The organism is Mycobacterium pinniadriaticum (assembly GCF_026242045.1).
In the GTDB taxonomy this organism is placed as follows: domain Bacteria; phylum Actinomycetota; class Actinomycetes; order Mycobacteriales; family Mycobacteriaceae; genus Mycobacterium; species Mycobacterium pinniadriaticum.
Genome location: NZ_JAPJDO010000006.1, coordinates 92,755 through 108,741, shown reverse-complemented (window position 1 = coordinate 108,741; position 15,987 = coordinate 92,755). Strand labels below are relative to the sequence as shown.

Here is a 15,987-nt window from a genome sequence, read left to right as displayed (position 1 = left end):
GCGCGACCCGCATAACGAGCGCTCGGCGCCTGGCCACCAACGGGTTTCGGGATCCAGCCGCCCCGACCGCAGGGTTCCGGCCGCAGTGGTCAACGCCGGCCGGTCGAAGTGCTCAGACGATCTTCTGGATGCACTTCGATTCCACGCGTCGCGTCATCCGCCAGCCCTGGGGGGTGCGGATGAACGCGTCGTCGTACCACAGCCCGCAGAACATGACCTGACCGTTGTCGCCGAGCGCCATCGGGTTGAACAGGATGGTGCGCGAGGTGGCTTTGTCGCCGTCGAGGCGGATGTCGAAGTTGCCGAGCATGTGGAAGTAGGCCGGAAAGTTGGGTAATACCTCGGCCAGCCAGGCCTTGACGTCGGGATAGGTGCCCGCGATCCCGCCCAGCTCGGTGTAGTCGATGTGGGCGTCGGGTGTGAAGACGCGATCCAGGTCGTCGAATCGGCGGCTGTCGATCGCCGTCGAGTAGTCCACCAGCAGCTGCTGGATCTCCATCCGGTCCGAAATCTCGTCAAGACTCAGCATTCGGGTGATTCAACACGCTCGCGAGCGGTCCCAGCGCAGAGGTCCATACAGGCGGGACAGATGTGATCGGACGGGATGACGGGCCAGTGTCGCAGCGCCGCGTCCGCGTTAGGCTCGGAGGCCATGCGCAGACTTCTCGTGAGCGTGACGACGGCGCTGACCCTGCTGGCCTGCACCGCGGGAGTCGCCAACGCCGACACTGACCAGCCCCCGGGCTCGGTGCCGATTCCCGACGGGCCCGCCCCGGCGTGGATCATCGCCGACATGGACACCGGCCAGGTGCTGGCCGGTCGCGATATGTACGCTGCCCACCCGCCGGCCAGCACGATAAAGACGCTGCTCGCGCTCACCGCGCTCGACGAGCTGCCCGACCTGAACGCCACCGTGGTGGCCAGCAACACCGACGCTCTCGTGGAATGCAACTGCGCGGGCATTCGGCCCGGCCGCACCTATACCGCACGCCAGCTGCTCGACGGGGTGCTGCTGGTGTCGGGCAACGACGCCGCCAACACCCTGGCCGACATGCTCGGCGGCTTCGACGCCGCGGTGGACAAGATGAACGCCAAGGCCGTCGCGATCGGCGCGACCAACACCCACGCGACCACCCCGTCCGGGCTGGACGGGCCGGGCGGCTCGGGGTGGACCACTCCGCACGACCTGGCCGTGATCTTCCGCGCCGCCATGGCCAATCCGGTATTCGCGGAGATCACCGCGCAACCGGTGGCCATGTTTCCCACCCCCTCCGGCGACAAGCCGCTGGTCAATCAGGACGAACTGCTGGTGCGCTACCCGGGGGCGATCGGCGGCAAGACGGGGTTCACCGACGCCGCCCGCAAAACCTTCGTCGGCGCGGCCGACCGCGACGGGCGCCGGCTGGTGATCGCCATGATGTTCGGACTGATCCGCGAAGGCGGGCCCACCTACTGGGATCAGGCGGCGATGCTGCTCGATTGGGGCTTCGCCCAGAACCGCTCGGATAGCGTCGCCGCGCTCTAGAAAATCGCGACGCTTTCGAGATTCGATCGCGTCGTTTCCGCCGTGCGTGCTGGTTAACCTCGGCAGCCATGCCGGCCCGCCCGATCATCGCGCTGCTGGGCGTCGCGATGTCCCTATTGCTGGCCGCACCGGCGGCCGCGCAGCCCGGCCCAGAACCCGCCGGGGTCCTCGCCCCGCCCGACGGTCCCGCGCAGGCCTGGCTGGTCGCCGACCTCGACACCGGCCAGATCCTCGGCGGACGCGACCCCTACAGCGCCCACGCACCGGCCAGCACCATCAAGGCACTGCTGGCGATGGCGGTGCTCGACGAGCTCGCGCCGGGTGCCGCCGTCCGGGCGGGTGCGGCACACACCCAGGTCGAATGCTCCTGCGTCGGTTTGGTGCCGGGCCAGGTCTACACCGCGCGCCAGCTGCTCGACGGGTTGTTGATGGTGTCGGGCAACGACGCCGCCAATCTGCTGGCCGACATGCTCGGCGGATATCAGGCGGCGGTGCTGAAGATGAACACCAAGGCCTACCGGCTCGGCGCCCGCAACACCAGGGCCGGATCCCCGTCGGGCCTCGACGGGCCGGGCTGGGAATCGGTGACCTCACCGCACGACCTGGCGGTGATCTACCGGGAGGCACTGCGTTATCCCCTGTTCGCGCAGATCGTCCACCAGCCCTCGGCGCTGTTCCCCGACCGGACCGGGTACAAGGAGATCAAGAACCAGGACCGCCTACTGCGCAGCTATCCGGGCTTCATCGGCGGCAAGAGCGGATACACCAACCTGGCGCGCGAAACCTATGTCGGCATGGCCCAGCGCTACGGCCGGCGGTTGATCGTGGTGCAGATGTATGGCAGCGACGATCTGTGGGGCCAGGCCGCCAAGTTGCTCGACTGGGGCTTCAGCCACTACGGCCAGTGATTAGCTGTCGTTGAGACAGAACCGAGAGCGACTTTTTGACGCCGCCACGGGATCTTCGCTCTCAGTTCTGTCTCAACGCGGGAAGACGTGTCCCCGCAGGATCACCCGGTCGGGGTTGGACAGCACAGCCGCGCCGCCGCGCGGGTCCTCGGCGAAACACACCAGGTCCGCCGGCGCGCCCTCGTCCAGGACGGGGCGACCCAACCACCGTCGCGCGTCCCAGCACGCCGCACCCAGCGCGTCGGTCGGGCTCATTCCCACCCGCTTGAGAGCGTCGACCTCGTCGGCGATCCGGCCGTGCACGATCGTGCTGCCCGCGTCGCTGCCGGCGTAGATCGGCACACCGGCCTCCCGGGCGGCGGCAAGCCTCGGATAGCAGGTGGCGTACAGGTCGCGCATATGCGCGGCGTATGTCGGGAATTTGCTTGCCGCGTCGGCGAATGCGGGAAAGTTCTCGATGTTGATCAGGGTGGGCACCAGAGCGGTGCCGTGCTCGACCATCATCGCGATGGTGTCGTCGGTAAGTCCGGTGCCGTGCTCGATGCAGTCGATGCCGGCGCCGATCAGGCCGGGCAGCGCGTCCTCGCTGAACACGTGCGCGGTGACGCGGGCCCCCTCGTCGTGGACGGCGGCGATCGCCGCCCGCAGGACGTCATCGGACCACAGCGGTGCCAGGTCTCCCACCGAGCGATCGATCCAGTCCCCGACCAGCTTCACCCAGCCGTCACCGAGTCGCGCCTGCTCGGCGAGCACCGTGGGCAGCTGCCATTCGTCCTCGAGCTCGATCGCAAAGCCCCGCGAGTACCGCTTGGGCCGGGCCAGGTGCCGGCCCGCCCGGATGATCCGCGGCAGGTCGTGATGATCGTCAAGGCTTCGGGTATCGGTCGGCGATCCGCAGTCGCGCAGCAGAAGGGCGCCGACATCGCGTTCGGCCTCGGCCTGGGTGATCGCTTCTGCCAATGGGATCTCGCCGTGCTCGCCCAGTCCGACGTGACAGTGTGCGTCGACCAGGCCCGGCAGAATCCAGCCGCCGTCGAAGACCGTCTCGGCGCCGGCGACCGGTTCGGCGTGCAGCACACCCTCGGCGATCCACCACTCGACGGCCTCGCCGTCGGGCAGGCCGCGGCCTCGAACGTGAAGGGCCGTGCTCGGCGGCACTAGTTCTTGCCCGGGAATTTCAGCTTGGACAGGTCGAAGTCGGCCAGCCCGGGCGGCAGCTCGTCGAGGCCTTCCGGCATCCCCGACAGATCGGGGAAACCACCGGGCATCCCGCCGGCGAGCAGCGGATTGCGCTTCGGAGGTGTCGGACCCCTGCCGCCCTTCTTCTTGCCCGCCTGTTTGTTCTTGCCCTTGGCCGCCTTCTTCGACGAGCGCCGCCCGAACGGCATGCCCATCGCACCGGCCATCTGCGACATCATCTTGCGCGCTTCGAAGAAACGGTCGACGAGCTGATTGACCTCCGACACCGTGACACCCGAACCGTTGGCGATGCGCAGCCGGCGGGAGGCGTTGATGATCTTCGGGTCGGCCCGCTCCGCGGGCGTCATGCCGCGGATGATGGCCTGCAACCGGTCGAGCTGCTTGTCGTCGACGGCGGCCAGCGCGTCCTTCATCTGACCCGCCCCGGGCAACATGCCCAACAGGTTGCCGATCGGGCCCATCTTGCGGATGGCCAGCATCTGCTCGAGGAAGTCCTCCAGCGTCAGCTCACCCGAGCCGATCTTGGCGGCGGCTTCCTCGGCCTTCTGCTGATCGAAGACCTGCTCGGCCTGCTCGATGAGGGACAGCACGTCGCCCATGCCAAGGATGCGGCTGGCCATCCGGTCGGGATGGAAGACGTCGAAGTCCTCGAGCTTCTCCCCGGTCGAGGCGAACAGGATCGGCACACCGGTGACCTCGCGCACCGAGAGCGCCGCGCCACCACGGGCGTCACCGTCCAGCTTGGTCAGCACGACGCCGGTGAAGCCGACACCGCTGCCGAACGCTTCGGCCGTGGCCACGGCGTCCTGGCCGATCATGGCGTCGAGGACGAACAGTGTCTCGTCGGGGTGGACGGCGTCGCGGATGGCGGCTGCCTGGGCCATCAACACGTCGTCGATGCCCAGTCGGCCCGCGGTGTCGACGATCATCACGTCGAAATGTTTGGTCTGCGCTTCGGCCAGGCCGGCGGCCGCGACAGCGACGGGGTCGCCCGGACCGGCCCCTTCGGTGTCGGCGGCGTCGGGCGCGGTTCCGGGATGCGGCGCAAAGACGTTGACCCCGGCGCGTTCGCCGACGATCTTGAGCTGGTTGACCGCGCCGGGGCGCTGCAGATCGCAGGCCACCAGCAGCGGGGTGTGGCCCTGACCCTTGAGCCAGCTGGCGAGCTTGCCGGCCAGCGTGGTCTTACCGGCGCCCTGCAGGCCGGCCAGCATGATCACCGTCGGCGGGTTCTTGGCGAACGCCAGCTGGCGGGTCTCGCCGCCGAGGATGCCGATGAGCTCCTCGTTGACGATCTTGACGACTTGTTGGGCCGGGTTGAGCGCGCCGGACACCTCGGCGCCGCGCGCCCGTTCCTTGATGCGATTGACGAAGGTGCGCACGACCGGCAGCGAGACGTCGGCCTCCAGCAGCGCCAGGCGGATCTCACGGGTGGTGGCATCGATATCGGCGTCGGTCAGACGGCCCTTGCCACGCAGGCCGGCCAGCGCACCGGTCAACCGGTCGGACAGGGATTCAAACACGGAGCAAGCCTATCGTTAGGCGCCCGACGCGGTCTCACCGCTCGAGGGGCCGGTTGACCTACGCAGCCGACCCGGACCTGTGCCCCAAGTAGCCACCCAACGCATGCCGGTTGGCTCAGTGCGAGTTCTTGTACAGCAGGGCGTAGGCGAGCTTGCCCGGTTTCTTCCCGCTGTAAGGCACTGCCAACTCCTGAAACGCCTCCTCATCGACCTTGTCGAGCTTCCCGAGGTCATCGGCCGTGCGCCCGCGGGCGACGTCGGCATCGCCGGGTAGCGCGACAATCGCCGCTGCGATATTGCGAACCAGGTTCAGGTAGGGCTCCTCTGCGCTGAGATCGGTATCGGCGGGCCGCAGCGCCGGCTGAGACTGGCCGCGCAACCACTGTCCCCAGTAGAACTCCTGGAACGCCGGGCTGTTCTCGTCCTGGGTGTAGCCGACATCGCGGACGAAGTAGAGCACCCCGCGATAGATATCGTTCTGGAACTGCGAAAGGCCCAACGACGCGGGCAACTGTTCGGGCGTGACCGGGTTGCCCGCCGCATCCTCGAGCCAGGTCCAGGCGTTGGCGCGCATCATGTCCCAGAAGGCCTCGGGAGCCATGTCCGAGAGGTTGCCGGTGATCTTCACCCGGACGTGAGTGTCCGGACCGCCCCCGGGCACCTCCCAGAACGAGGTGAAGGTGTGGTGTCCGTCGGTCAGGTACAGCTGACCCGCCGGACCCACGACCGCCGTCTTCATCGGGGCGATGGTCTCCGGGGTTTCGGCACCAAGCGGCACCGAGCAGGTGAACGAGGCCGGGTCGGCGAGGGTGGCGTCGGGCTTGGCCGACTCGACGTCGCCCTGTCCGTTGGCCTCACACCAGTCGGCGAACTTCTTGTTGATCTTGTCCTTGCCGGCCGTGTACCGCCCGAGCTTGTAGAACACCTCGTCGTAGCCCAGCGACGGCTGGGTCGGATGCAGTTCGACCAGCGAGGTCTCGACCAGATCGCCCGCCTGCGCGGCGCAGTAGCGCTGGTTGGCCGGAGCGCAGGCCAAGGCTCCTGGATCGGCGCCGGCCACGGGCACTGGGGCCACTGCGGCGGCGATCACGGCGCCTGCGGCACACACTACGGCGATACGCATGGGACTCCTTGCAAGCAAACGAACAGGGATCCCGAAGGATGTAACGATCACAGCCGACCCGCACCCATCCGGTACGGCTCGGCGCGGCGAACACCGGGTGAATTTTGGCCTATAGATTGCTGGTCGACCGGCTCGACGGTGACTTACCCACCGGCTCACTGGAAGATCCACGGCTGCTCTGCTGGGCTCGTATCGTCGCCGGCCGGACCGGCCGACCGGGCCACCCGCAAGCAGGCCGCGCGGCGGCCCTCGCCGACCGTCGACAGGACGGGGATCTGCTCGCCGCACGCCGGTTCGGCCACCGGACAACGCGAGGCGAATGCGCACCCCTGCGGCGGGTGCAGAACATCCGGGAGTTCACCGTGGACGACCTGTGGGTCGGTTCGTACGGCCGGATCCGCCGACGGCATCGCCGACAGCAGAGCACGGGTATAGGGGTGGGCGGGCCGGCGCAGCAGCTCGCGGGCCGGGCCCTCCTCCACGATCCGCCCGAAGTACATCACCGCGATGTGATCGGCCAGCACCACCGCACTGGCCAGGTCGTGGGTGATCAACAACACCGCCAAACCGTCGCCACGCAGATCACCGATGAGATTGAGCACGCTGGCCCGAACCGATACATCGAGCATGGACACCGGTTCGTCGGCGATCAACAACCGCGGGGTCAGCGCCACCGCTGCCGCGATGGCAACCCGCTGACGCTGCCCACCGGACAGTTCGTGGGGAAATCGGTCGAGCACCCAGTCCCCCGCCAGGCCTACCCGCTCCAGGGCGCCGCGCACCATGACGGCGCGTTCGCGACGCGGGATGCGGTGGATGCGGAGCCCCTCGTCGACGATCGACCGCACCGTCATCCGCGGGTCGAGAGAGTCGTAGGGATCCTGATGGATCAATTGGATGGCCCGACGATAGGGCTGCAGCGCCGAGCCGCGCAGTCCGATCAGGTCGGTGTCCTCGAAACAGACGCTGCCACCGCTCGCACGCTGAACCCCGGCGATCGCACGCGCGACGGTACTCTTGCCGCAACCGGACTCGCCCACCAGCGCGACGATTTCCCCGGGGGCGACGGTCAGCGATACCTGCTCGACGGCGTGCACCACCGAACGACGGCGGCCGAGCAGCCCGGCTGACCCGGCCGGATAATGCACCGTGAGCTCGGAAACCTGGAGCAGTGACGCGGTCATCGCAGCGCTCCACCGGCCGAGGCGAGGTGGCAAGCGACGGTTCCGGTGACGCCGGATACGTTGGGCGGCTCCTGGATTCGACACGCATCGATCCCCGAAGGGCAACGGGGCGCGAAGGAACATCCATCGATGGCCACGTCCAGCCGGGGCGGTTCTCCGGGTATGGATCGCATCGCCGCGTCCGACATGACGTTGGGTATCGCCGACACCAACGCCGTGGTGTACGGGTGGCGCGGCGACGACAGCAGGACTTCCGCCGGGCCCTCCTCCACGATGCGCCCCGCGTACATGACGGCAACTCGCTCGGCGACCTGGGCCACGGCGGGCAGGTCATGACTGATGAAAACCAGAGCAACCCCGAGTTCGTCGGTGACGGTGCGCAGCAACTCGAGGATCTCGGCTTGGACGATCACATCCAACGCGGTCGTCGGTTCGTCGGCGAGGAGAACCTTCGGCCCGCACGCCAGCGCCATCGCCAGTGCTGCCCGCTGCCGCATACCGCCGGAGAACTCGTGTGGATAGTGCCCTGCCCGGCGTGCCGGAATGCCGACCAGACCGAGCAGCTCGACTACCCGCTGGCGGGCCTGCCGTCGGGTGACGTTCTGGTGCAACCGAATCGGCTCGGCGATCTGCTCACCGACGGTCCGTACCGGATTGAACGCGTTCATCGCACCCTGAAACACCATCGCGATGTCGCGCCATCGGTGCCGGCGCATCCCGGCGTCCCCGCCGGCAAGGATGTCGATTCCTTGGAGTCGGACCTGTCCGGACACCACGGCGTTCGCGGGCAGCAGACCCATGACCGCGAGGATCGCCGTCGACTTGCCGCATCCGGACTCACCGACGATTCCCAACCGGCTTCGCGGATGCAGGGTAAACGAGACTCCGCGGACGGCACTGACTTGCTTTGCCCCCGAATAGAAGTCGACGTGCAAGTCATCCACCTGCAGCAGTGGCGGGTTCACGCGCGCTCCAGCCGGCCGTGCAGCGGTCGCACCCGGAATCGCCGGACAGCCAGATGACCCACCTTGAGCCGCGGGTTGAGAGTGTCCTCCATGCCCTGTCCGGCAACCGTCGCGGCGAGCACCACGATCGTCACCGCCAAACCGGGCGGTAGCACCACCCACCATGCGCCGGCAAGTACGGCGCCCTGATCGAGCGCCTCCTGAATCATCCGGCCCCACGAGGTCACCGACGGGTCGCCGAGCCCCAGGAAGCTGATGTAGGTCTCGGCGAAGATCGCGTTGGCGACCATGAGGACGGTGTTGGCTACCAGAAGCGGCATCACGTGCGGCACCACGTGGCGGGCCAGTACCCACAGCGGCGCGGCCCCCATCGCCTCCACCCGATGGACGAAGGTCCGTTGGCGAACCGACAACACCTGGGCGCGGATGAGCCGTGCGGTCGAGGCCCAGTAGACCAGGCCGATGACGATGACGATATTGGTCAGATTCTGACCGAAGACGGCCGCGGCGACGATCATCAGCGGAATATCGGGGATCACCAGGAAGTAGTCGGTGGTGCGCATCAGCAGTCCATCGGTGCGCCCGCCGAAATATCCTGCGAGAACCCCGATCACGCCACCGATCACCATTCCGACGAGCGCGGCGACCGAGCCGACCAACAACGAGGTCCGAGCTCCGTGCACCAGTCGGGTCAGCACGTCGAAACCACCGCCGTCCAGGCCCAGAGGATGTGCGGCGCTCGGAGCGGCGAATCCATTGGCAAACTGGGTGTTGATGCCTGCCGTGGCGATCACCGGCGCCAGCACCGCTATGGCGGCGAACACCCCGAGCACGCACAGACCCAACAGCGTCTGGCGATTCCCGGCCACCAGCCGCCGCAGCACCGAGGCCCGTGCGGGCAGGTCCCCGGCGGACTCAGCCGGCAGCGACGCGACCATGGCTGATCCTCGGGTCGATGCGGACGTAGATGAGGTCGGCGGCCAGGTTCGCCAGAACGACCGCCACCGTCAACAGCAGGAAGATTCCCTGCAGCACCGGGTAGTCGCGCTTGTTGATGGCATCGACGGCCGCGAAACCGATTCCGGGGTAACTGAAGACGTCTTCCACCACAATCGCGCCGGCGACGACTGAACCGGCAGACAACGCGACGATCGTCACCAGGGGCAACATGGCGTTGCCGAAGGCATGTCGGCGCACGATCGTACAATCGCGCAAGCCCTTGGCCCGCGCGGTGAGAACGTAATCCTCACCGAGGGTTTCGAGCATCGCGGAGCGAACGACAATGGCATATTGGCCGTAGCAACCGATCCCCAGGGTGAGCGCGGGCAGGATCAGGTGTTGTGTGCGATCCACCAGCAGTTCCCACGTCGCGGGCGCGCCCAAGACGCCGAGGGTCGGGCTCTGGATGCCGACCGCTGGCAGTCCGACAGCGGAAGCCACGTAGAACACCACGAGCAATCCAATCCACTGCGTGGGCATCGCGTAGCACGCCAGGCTGGTCCACTGCGACGCGGCGTCGACGGCTGTTCCGCGCCGCCACGCCGACACCACACCGCTGGCGACGCCGAGGACCAGCGCGATCAGCGTGCCCGCCAGCAGCATTGGCAGAGTGTTGATCAGCGGCCCGATGATGGCCTGCCACACCGGCTTTCCGGTCGCCAGGCTGATTCCCAGGTCACCGCGGGCGAGCTGTGCGAGATAGTGCAGATACTGCACCGGCAGCGGATCGTCCAGACCATACCGCTCCAGCAGCGCCTGCCGCAGCTGCGGGGTGCAGCTGCGGCAGCGCAGAGCCGACACCGCGTTACCCGGTATCACCCGGAACAAGAAGAAGTTGATCGTGGCGGCGACGAACACAGTGACCAACGCGAACCAGATTCGGCCCAGTGCAGCCATCAAGCTCGTTTCGGACTGGTGTAGTAGGCCTTGCCCAGGGTGAACAACTCCGGTTCGAACCCGGTCCAGGCGTCGGAACTGGCGGTGACCAGATTGGTCTCCACGATCTGGATATAGGGCCTGGCCGTGGCGATCTCGGCCTCGGCCTGCCAGACGAGAGCGCGCCGCGCCGCCGGGTCCACGGTATCCCGCTGCCGTTCGTACAGCTCGTCGTAGGCCGGGTTGCTCCACCCGGTATCGCTGTTGTTGCCCAGCTCACTGGTGGTGACGACACCGAGGTTGAAGTCCGGGTCGATGTAGGGATGCCAGTACCAGGTGAACATGTCGGCGTCCTCGTACTCGCCGTCCGGCGCGGTGATCAACTCGTAAGCCTGGGTGCCGTCGCCGCCGGCCTGCTCGGTGAGCTCGACACCGACCTTCTCGAACGCGCTCTTCAACAACGTGAATTGCAGGTGGCCGTCGTAGTCGGTGTCGTTGGGCACGATGACGCTGTAGCGCATCGGGTGAGCTGGTTGGGCCTTCTCACCGGTGGTGGCCGGCACAATGCGCAGGCCGTCGGGCCCGCGTTGGTAACCGAGTGAGTCCAGAATCTGATTGGCTTTGCCGACATCGTTGGGCAGCGGCTTCACCTCGGGGTTCACCCAGTCACCGGACCATCCGGACAGGATGTTGGCCCACGGCTTGGCCTCGCCGCCGAAAACGGTACCGACGATCTGTTCGCGAGGCAGCGCGTATTCGAATGCCTCTCGAAGCTTCGGATCGAGCAGTTCCCGGTTCAGCTTCTTGGCGTCGCTGGAGTTGAACCCGAAGTTGGTCACCTCGTTTCCAGGCTGGCTTGCCAACGTGATGCCCGGAACGGACTTCAGTTGCGCGGCGTCTTTGAACGGGATGTTGTCGACGAATCCGAGTCGGCCCGCCTTGAGGTCGGCGATGAGGGCCGTGGGATTGGTGTAGTAGGTCAAAGCGACCGCTGAGGCGTTTGGTTTAGGGCCGTAGAAGTCCGGGTTGGGCGTGAACACCGTGGTGCCCTTGTCCTCGAACTTGGTGATCGTGAACGGACCGCCGGCGACCACGGGCAACTGTTGCTCGGGCTTGAAATCGGTGAGTCCGGATCCGTCGTCGCCCGTGGCGTGTGCCTCCCAGACATGCTTGGGCACTATGTACATCTGCTCGAGGTTGGCCATCGCCGGGCCCGTCGGCTGGTCGTAGTGGATGACCAGCGTGTGCGGATCGGGGGCCTCGGCCGAGGCGACCCCGGCAAGCACCTTGGCCATCGACGCCGTGGCGCCCTCGGCGTATTTGCGGATCGTGTCGATCGTCCACACGGCGTCGTCGGCGGTCAACGGCTGGCCGTCCGACCACTTGCCGTCCCGCAGCTTGAAGGTGATGGTGTGCCCGTCGGGCGACTCCGTCCACTCCGTGGCCCAATCACCTTCGAGCTTGAGCCCTGGACCATACTGCACCAACTGGGGATACAGCATCGAGTAGGCGGTGCTGTCCTGGGTTTCGATGCCGACGAAGGGATTCAACGTCGAGATGTAGTAGGTCGTGCCGATGGTCAAGACGTCGTCGGTGCCCTTGCTGCCGGTGGCCGAACATCCGGCGGCCAAGACCGTCGTCGCGGCAAGCACCGCGACGAATCGCCGCCCGGTGGTTTTCACGCGCGCGCTCACAGGACGTTCGTCCATGCCTGGTGACCTGCGGCATCCACGACGCGGACTCGCGCGTAGTCCACTTTGGCCCAATCGAATTCGACCAATGCCCGGGTAATGAGCCCTGTTCCGTCGGAATCCAGGATCTTGCCGGTTCGCCTGCCCGCACGTCCGGCGGTGACGCTGGCGCCCTCCTCGCGACTGGTGGTCACATGGACCGACCGCGCAGGTGAGCATCGGACCTCGATGCCGTTGTCGACACTGTGCACCTCGAAGATACTCGGCCCGGTCGAACCGTAGGAATCCCCGTTTCGAAGAGCCCCGACAATTGCCTCGGGCGTACGTTCGGCAACCTTCACCCACGTCCACGCCAACCCGATATCGAGCAATGGCATGTGCGTATCGTCTGTCGCGATTCCGTGCAACCGAAGACCACGTTGCAGCGCTTCATCCCACAACAACGACGAGTCACCCCTTCCACCTTCGTATTCGCCGCTTCCGTTGAAGATCTCTATGCCGGCCAGGTGTGGAGCGTCATCGAAGGCGTCCGAGCCCGCTCCCGTCCAGTAGGGGTGAGCGACGTAGGCCACGCCCCCCTGTTGATGCGCCCAGGCCGCGCAGTCCTCGACTGACGGAAAGGTGCGCTGTTCCCAATGCTCCTCGGTGTCGACCATCCAATTGCGCCGGTCACCACCGGGATCGTCTGGAATATCATGGATTCCGTACACCAGCACATCGGCCGTCCAGCCGACCCGACCCAGGTCAGCGGTGAGCTCGGCGCCTGGGACCATCAAAATTCCCTGGTCATCGTCCACCGTGGCCAACCGCCAATGATCGGTGATCGCCAGTACGTCGAAGCCGGCTGTCGCATACTGACGGGCCAGCGCCTTCGGCGCCAGATCACCGTCGCTGACGGTGGAATGCGCGTGCAGAGCACAGCGCAGCCACTGCCCCGACCGCTCGAACACATTGGGCTCTAGCAACATTCGATTCCAACTCGTAGTCGTGCGCCTTTTCCGGACAGCAGGACAGTACACGGCGTTCGAATGGTCGTTCAAACGATCGCCTCGGTCAAACCCGCCTTCAATGAACTGTCGATCGGACTCAGCCGACCACGACCCACGCTGCCAACGCGCTGCGGCGCGGGCGTTACCAACCGCCCCGCGAAGCGCCATCGCGCGTCAGGTCATCCGATGCGCTCGATGGGATGGAATAGCCACGTACACAGCGTTTTTCGTGATGTTCGCAAGAACACGCGCACCGGGTCGCCCATCGCGGGGAGGTTTGCCGTGGGCGCAGACCCCGACCAACCAGAGGGTGAACCCGCCGAATACGACACGAGAACAGCAAGGCTGTGTTCCATCACCACATGGGTTCCGTTCATCTACGTGAAGCTGTGGCGAACTCGTGACGGAGTCGGTGGGACAGTGACGTACAGCAGCCAAACCTCGAGCGCCGGGTACCTTCGACGCCCCGTCAGCTGGCTTCCTCGACGGGTTTGGCCGGTGGCGGAGTCGGCAACACCGCGTACAGCTCACGCTCGAGCTGCTGACGAACCTCCTCGACGGCGCTCGGCGCCTGCACCGCGATACCGAACACGTCAACGACCGACGAACCCAATGTGGTGATCTTGGCCCAGGCGATATCGGCGGCCGCGCCTTCGAACACGCGGGTGAGCATCGCGAGCAGCCCGGTGCGGTCGATGGTGCGGATCTCGACGATCAGTTGGCCCGCCCCACTGCCGGGATGCCACAGAATGCGCGGCGGGGCCGGCACGGCATTGATCGGCACGGCCGGTTTCGTCTCGCCGGCCAGGCCGTTCCCGTACTGCGCTGACTCCCGGTCACGCTTCTCCAGGGCGGCGATGACATCGAGCTCGCCCTCCAGCGCAAGGATGAACTGCTGGCGCAGTAGCTCCGCCGCCGGCGGGGCGCCAAAATGCGGGGATACCACGAAGGTATTGATCGCCACACCGTCTGAACTGTTGACCGATGCCGAATGCACCCGCAGCGAGTTCAGCGCCAGCACGCCTGCCGCCTTGGACAGCAGGCCACGCCGGTCGGGCGCGATCATGGCGACGTTGTAGGTGTGCGCGCTCTCCCCCGGCGTCATCTCGACATGGACGCCGTGATCGGCGGCAAGTGAAAGATGATGCGGGTCAATCGGATCCGCCTTCGGTAGCGGCTCGCCGGCCAGCATCAGCCGGCAGCGCCGGACCAGGTCACCGATCAGCGAGGCCTTCCAGTCACCCCACACTCCCGGGCCGGTGGCCAACGAGTCCGCCTCGGACAGCGCATCCAGCAGTTCGAGCAGTACCGCGTCTCCGCCGAGTGCCTCGACGACACGGGAGATGGTCTGGGGATCTTGCAGATCGCGGCGCGTCGCGGTGTCGGGCAGCAACAGGTGATAGCGAACGATCGCCGAGAGCAGGTCGACATCGGAGGGCCACAGACCCAGCCGGGTTCCGACCTGTACCGCCAAATCGGCACCGATCACGCTATGGTCCCCGCCGCGACCCTTTCCGATGTCGTGCAGCAGGGCACCCAGCACCAGAAGATCGGGACGCGATACCCGGGTAGTCAAAGCGCTTGCCCGCGATACGGTCTCGACCAGGTGCCGGTCGACGGTCCAGATGTGGATGACATCGCGGGGCGGAAGGTCGCGGACTGCTCCCCACTCCGGGAAGAGCCGTCCCCACAGGCCGGTGCGGTCCAGCGCCTCAACCGTGGCCACCGTCGTCGGGCCGGCGGCCAGCAGCACCAGCAGGTCCTTGAGGGCGTCGCGGGGCCAGGGCGTGCGCAACTCGGGCGCCGAGGCCGCCAGCCGGCTCAACGTCGAACCCGAAATCGGCAGGCCGGTGGTCGCCGAAGCGGCGGCCACACGAAGGATCAGACCCGGATCACGCTCCGGACGAGCGTCGCGGGCCAGGATGACCTCCCCGGCGAACTCGACCACGCCCTCGTCGAGCGGACGGCGTGTCGGCCGGCGCAGCGCCGAGAGTCCGCGCTTGGGAAGGGCGTTGGCAGCCGTGCGCAACCCGGCGTCGACGTAGTAGCTGATGGTCCGCGCCGCGTCGGAGAGCACCCTGGCCAGATCGAAACGGTCGCCGACGCGCAGCGCTGCGCCGACTTCGTCGGCGAACTGGGCGAGCAACTGGTCCCGACCGCGATTGGAGACCCGGTGCAATTCGGTGCGGACGTTCAGCAGAGCCAGATGCGCCCCGCCCAGCGATCCGGTCGGCGAGGCCAGCGAGTGGTTCGGGTAGACGTCGGCTAGCTGAGCGATGGCCAGGGCGTTGAGCAATTGGACGTCTCGCAGGCCACCCCGGCCGCATTTCAGGTCGGGCTCGGCACGGTGCGCGATCTGCCCGCTGCGCTGCCAGCGGGCCTGGGTGTGTTCGACGAGTTCGTCGAAACGGGAGGCGATCCCGGTACGCCACTGCCTGCGCGCCCCGCCGATCAGCAATTGGGACAGTTCGGCGTCGCCGGCGATGTGCCGCGCCTCGAGCATCGCCAACCCGGCCGCGATGTCCTCACCGGCCACCGAGAGTGCCTCGGGCACCGTGCGCACACTGTGATCCAGGCGAATGTTGGCATCCCACAACGGGTACCACAGCAGCTCGGCTACCTGGGTGAGGATATCGGTGGGCATGTTGTCGTGCAGCAACATGAGGTCGAGGTCGGAGTAGGGCACGAACTCCCGGCGGCCCAGGCCGCCGGTCGCGACGATGGCGAACCCGCTGGTGGCGGTGATACCGATCTCGGTGGCCTTCGTGGACAACCAGAACTCATGCAGGTCCAGCAGGGCATCGCGCAGTGCGGACGAATCGAGCTGACGCTGGCCGCCTTTCAGCAGCTGTTGACACGCCATCGCCAGATCTTTGGCCGGTTTCAAAGAGCCCGCCGGAGCCGCTGGGCCGGCGACATGAGGCGCCGCCGGTGCCTCCCATCGGGAAGCGCCGGCGGCGGAATCTCTTGATTGCTTTGTCATCTCAGTCCTCCCACAGCCGAC

Annotated in this window: 13 protein-coding genes; 2 read left to right on the top strand and 11 right to left on the bottom strand. The window is 66.9% G+C overall.

Features of this window, described 5'->3' with window-relative positions; all coding sequences use genetic code 11:
* Positions 1 to 112 precede the first annotated feature (112 nt).
* Positions 113 to 529: a nuclear transport factor 2 family protein gene (locus ORI27_RS09400; RefSeq protein WP_265996478.1), complete on the bottom strand. Its 417-nt coding sequence runs from the start codon at positions 527 to 529 to the stop codon at positions 113 to 115.
* A gap of 123 nt (positions 530 to 652) precedes the next feature.
* Here ORI27_RS09400 and ORI27_RS09395 point away from each other — a divergent pair, with 123 nt between their 5' ends.
* A complete protein-coding gene (locus tag ORI27_RS09395; RefSeq protein ID WP_265996477.1) occupies positions 653 to 1,525 on the top strand; it encodes a D-alanyl-D-alanine carboxypeptidase family protein in 873 nt (290 codons plus the stop codon).
* Between the two features lie 68 nt (positions 1,526 to 1,593).
* Positions 1,594 to 2,433 (top strand): D-alanyl-D-alanine carboxypeptidase family protein, encoded by an 840-nt coding sequence (locus ORI27_RS09390; RefSeq protein ID WP_323055585.1) that lies wholly within the window; start codon positions 1,594 to 1,596, stop codon positions 2,431 to 2,433.
* 72 nt (positions 2,434 to 2,505) lie between these two features.
* Here the strand turns inward: ORI27_RS09390 and ORI27_RS09385 are convergent, their stop codons facing one another.
* The 10 genes from ORI27_RS09385 to ORI27_RS09340 form a co-directional block, all read right to left on the bottom strand.
* On the bottom strand, positions 2,506 to 3,591 hold the full coding sequence (locus tag ORI27_RS09385; RefSeq protein WP_265996476.1) for a metal-dependent hydrolase family protein: 1,086 nt from the start codon (positions 3,589 to 3,591) through the stop codon (positions 2,506 to 2,508).
* Positions 3,591 to 5,156, bottom strand: coding sequence for a signal recognition particle protein (ffh, locus tag ORI27_RS09380; protein ID WP_265996475.1), 1,566 nt, complete (start codon positions 5,154 to 5,156; stop codon positions 3,591 to 3,593). The genes ORI27_RS09385 and ffh overlap by 1 nt, the downstream gene beginning before the upstream one ends.
* Positions 5,157 to 5,271: 115 nt before the next feature.
* Positions 5,272 to 6,279, bottom strand: a complete 1,008-nt coding sequence (locus ORI27_RS09375) for a ParB/Srx family N-terminal domain-containing protein (protein ID WP_265996473.1) — start codon at positions 6,277 to 6,279, stop codon at positions 5,272 to 5,274.
* A gap of 155 nt (positions 6,280 to 6,434) precedes the next feature.
* On the bottom strand, positions 6,435 to 7,463 hold the full coding sequence (locus ORI27_RS09370; RefSeq protein WP_265996471.1) for an ABC transporter ATP-binding protein: 1,029 nt from the start codon (positions 7,461 to 7,463) through the stop codon (positions 6,435 to 6,437).
* Positions 7,460 to 8,428 carry an ABC transporter ATP-binding protein gene (locus tag ORI27_RS09365; protein WP_265996469.1) on the bottom strand — a complete coding sequence of 323 codons (969 nt, stop codon included), beginning with the start codon at positions 8,426 to 8,428 and terminating at the stop codon, positions 7,460 to 7,462. The genes ORI27_RS09370 and ORI27_RS09365 overlap by 4 nt, the downstream gene beginning before the upstream one ends.
* On the bottom strand, positions 8,425 to 9,366 hold the full coding sequence (locus ORI27_RS09360; RefSeq protein ID WP_265996467.1) for an ABC transporter permease: 942 nt from the start codon (positions 9,364 to 9,366) through the stop codon (positions 8,425 to 8,427). Before ORI27_RS09360 ends, ORI27_RS09365 begins: the two co-directional genes overlap by 4 nt.
* Positions 9,344 to 10,324 (bottom strand): ABC transporter permease, encoded by a 981-nt coding sequence (locus ORI27_RS09355; RefSeq protein WP_265996465.1) that lies wholly within the window; start codon positions 10,322 to 10,324, stop codon positions 9,344 to 9,346. The genes ORI27_RS09360 and ORI27_RS09355 overlap by 23 nt, the downstream gene beginning before the upstream one ends.
* Entirely contained in the window at positions 10,324 to 12,012 is a 1,689-nt protein-coding gene (locus ORI27_RS09350) for an ABC transporter substrate-binding protein (RefSeq protein WP_265996464.1), read from the bottom strand. Before ORI27_RS09350 ends, ORI27_RS09355 begins: the two co-directional genes overlap by 1 nt.
* Complete coding sequence (locus ORI27_RS09345) at positions 11,994 to 12,962, bottom strand: PHP domain-containing protein (RefSeq protein WP_265996463.1); 969 nt, start codon at positions 12,960 to 12,962, stop codon at positions 11,994 to 11,996. Before ORI27_RS09345 ends, ORI27_RS09350 begins: the two co-directional genes overlap by 19 nt.
* A 490-nt stretch (positions 12,963 to 13,452) precedes the next feature.
* Positions 13,453 to 15,966 carry a [protein-PII] uridylyltransferase gene (locus ORI27_RS09340; protein WP_265996462.1) on the bottom strand — a complete coding sequence of 838 codons (2,514 nt, stop codon included), beginning with the start codon at positions 15,964 to 15,966 and terminating at the stop codon, positions 13,453 to 13,455.
* Positions 15,967 to 15,987: the final 21 nt, after the last annotated feature.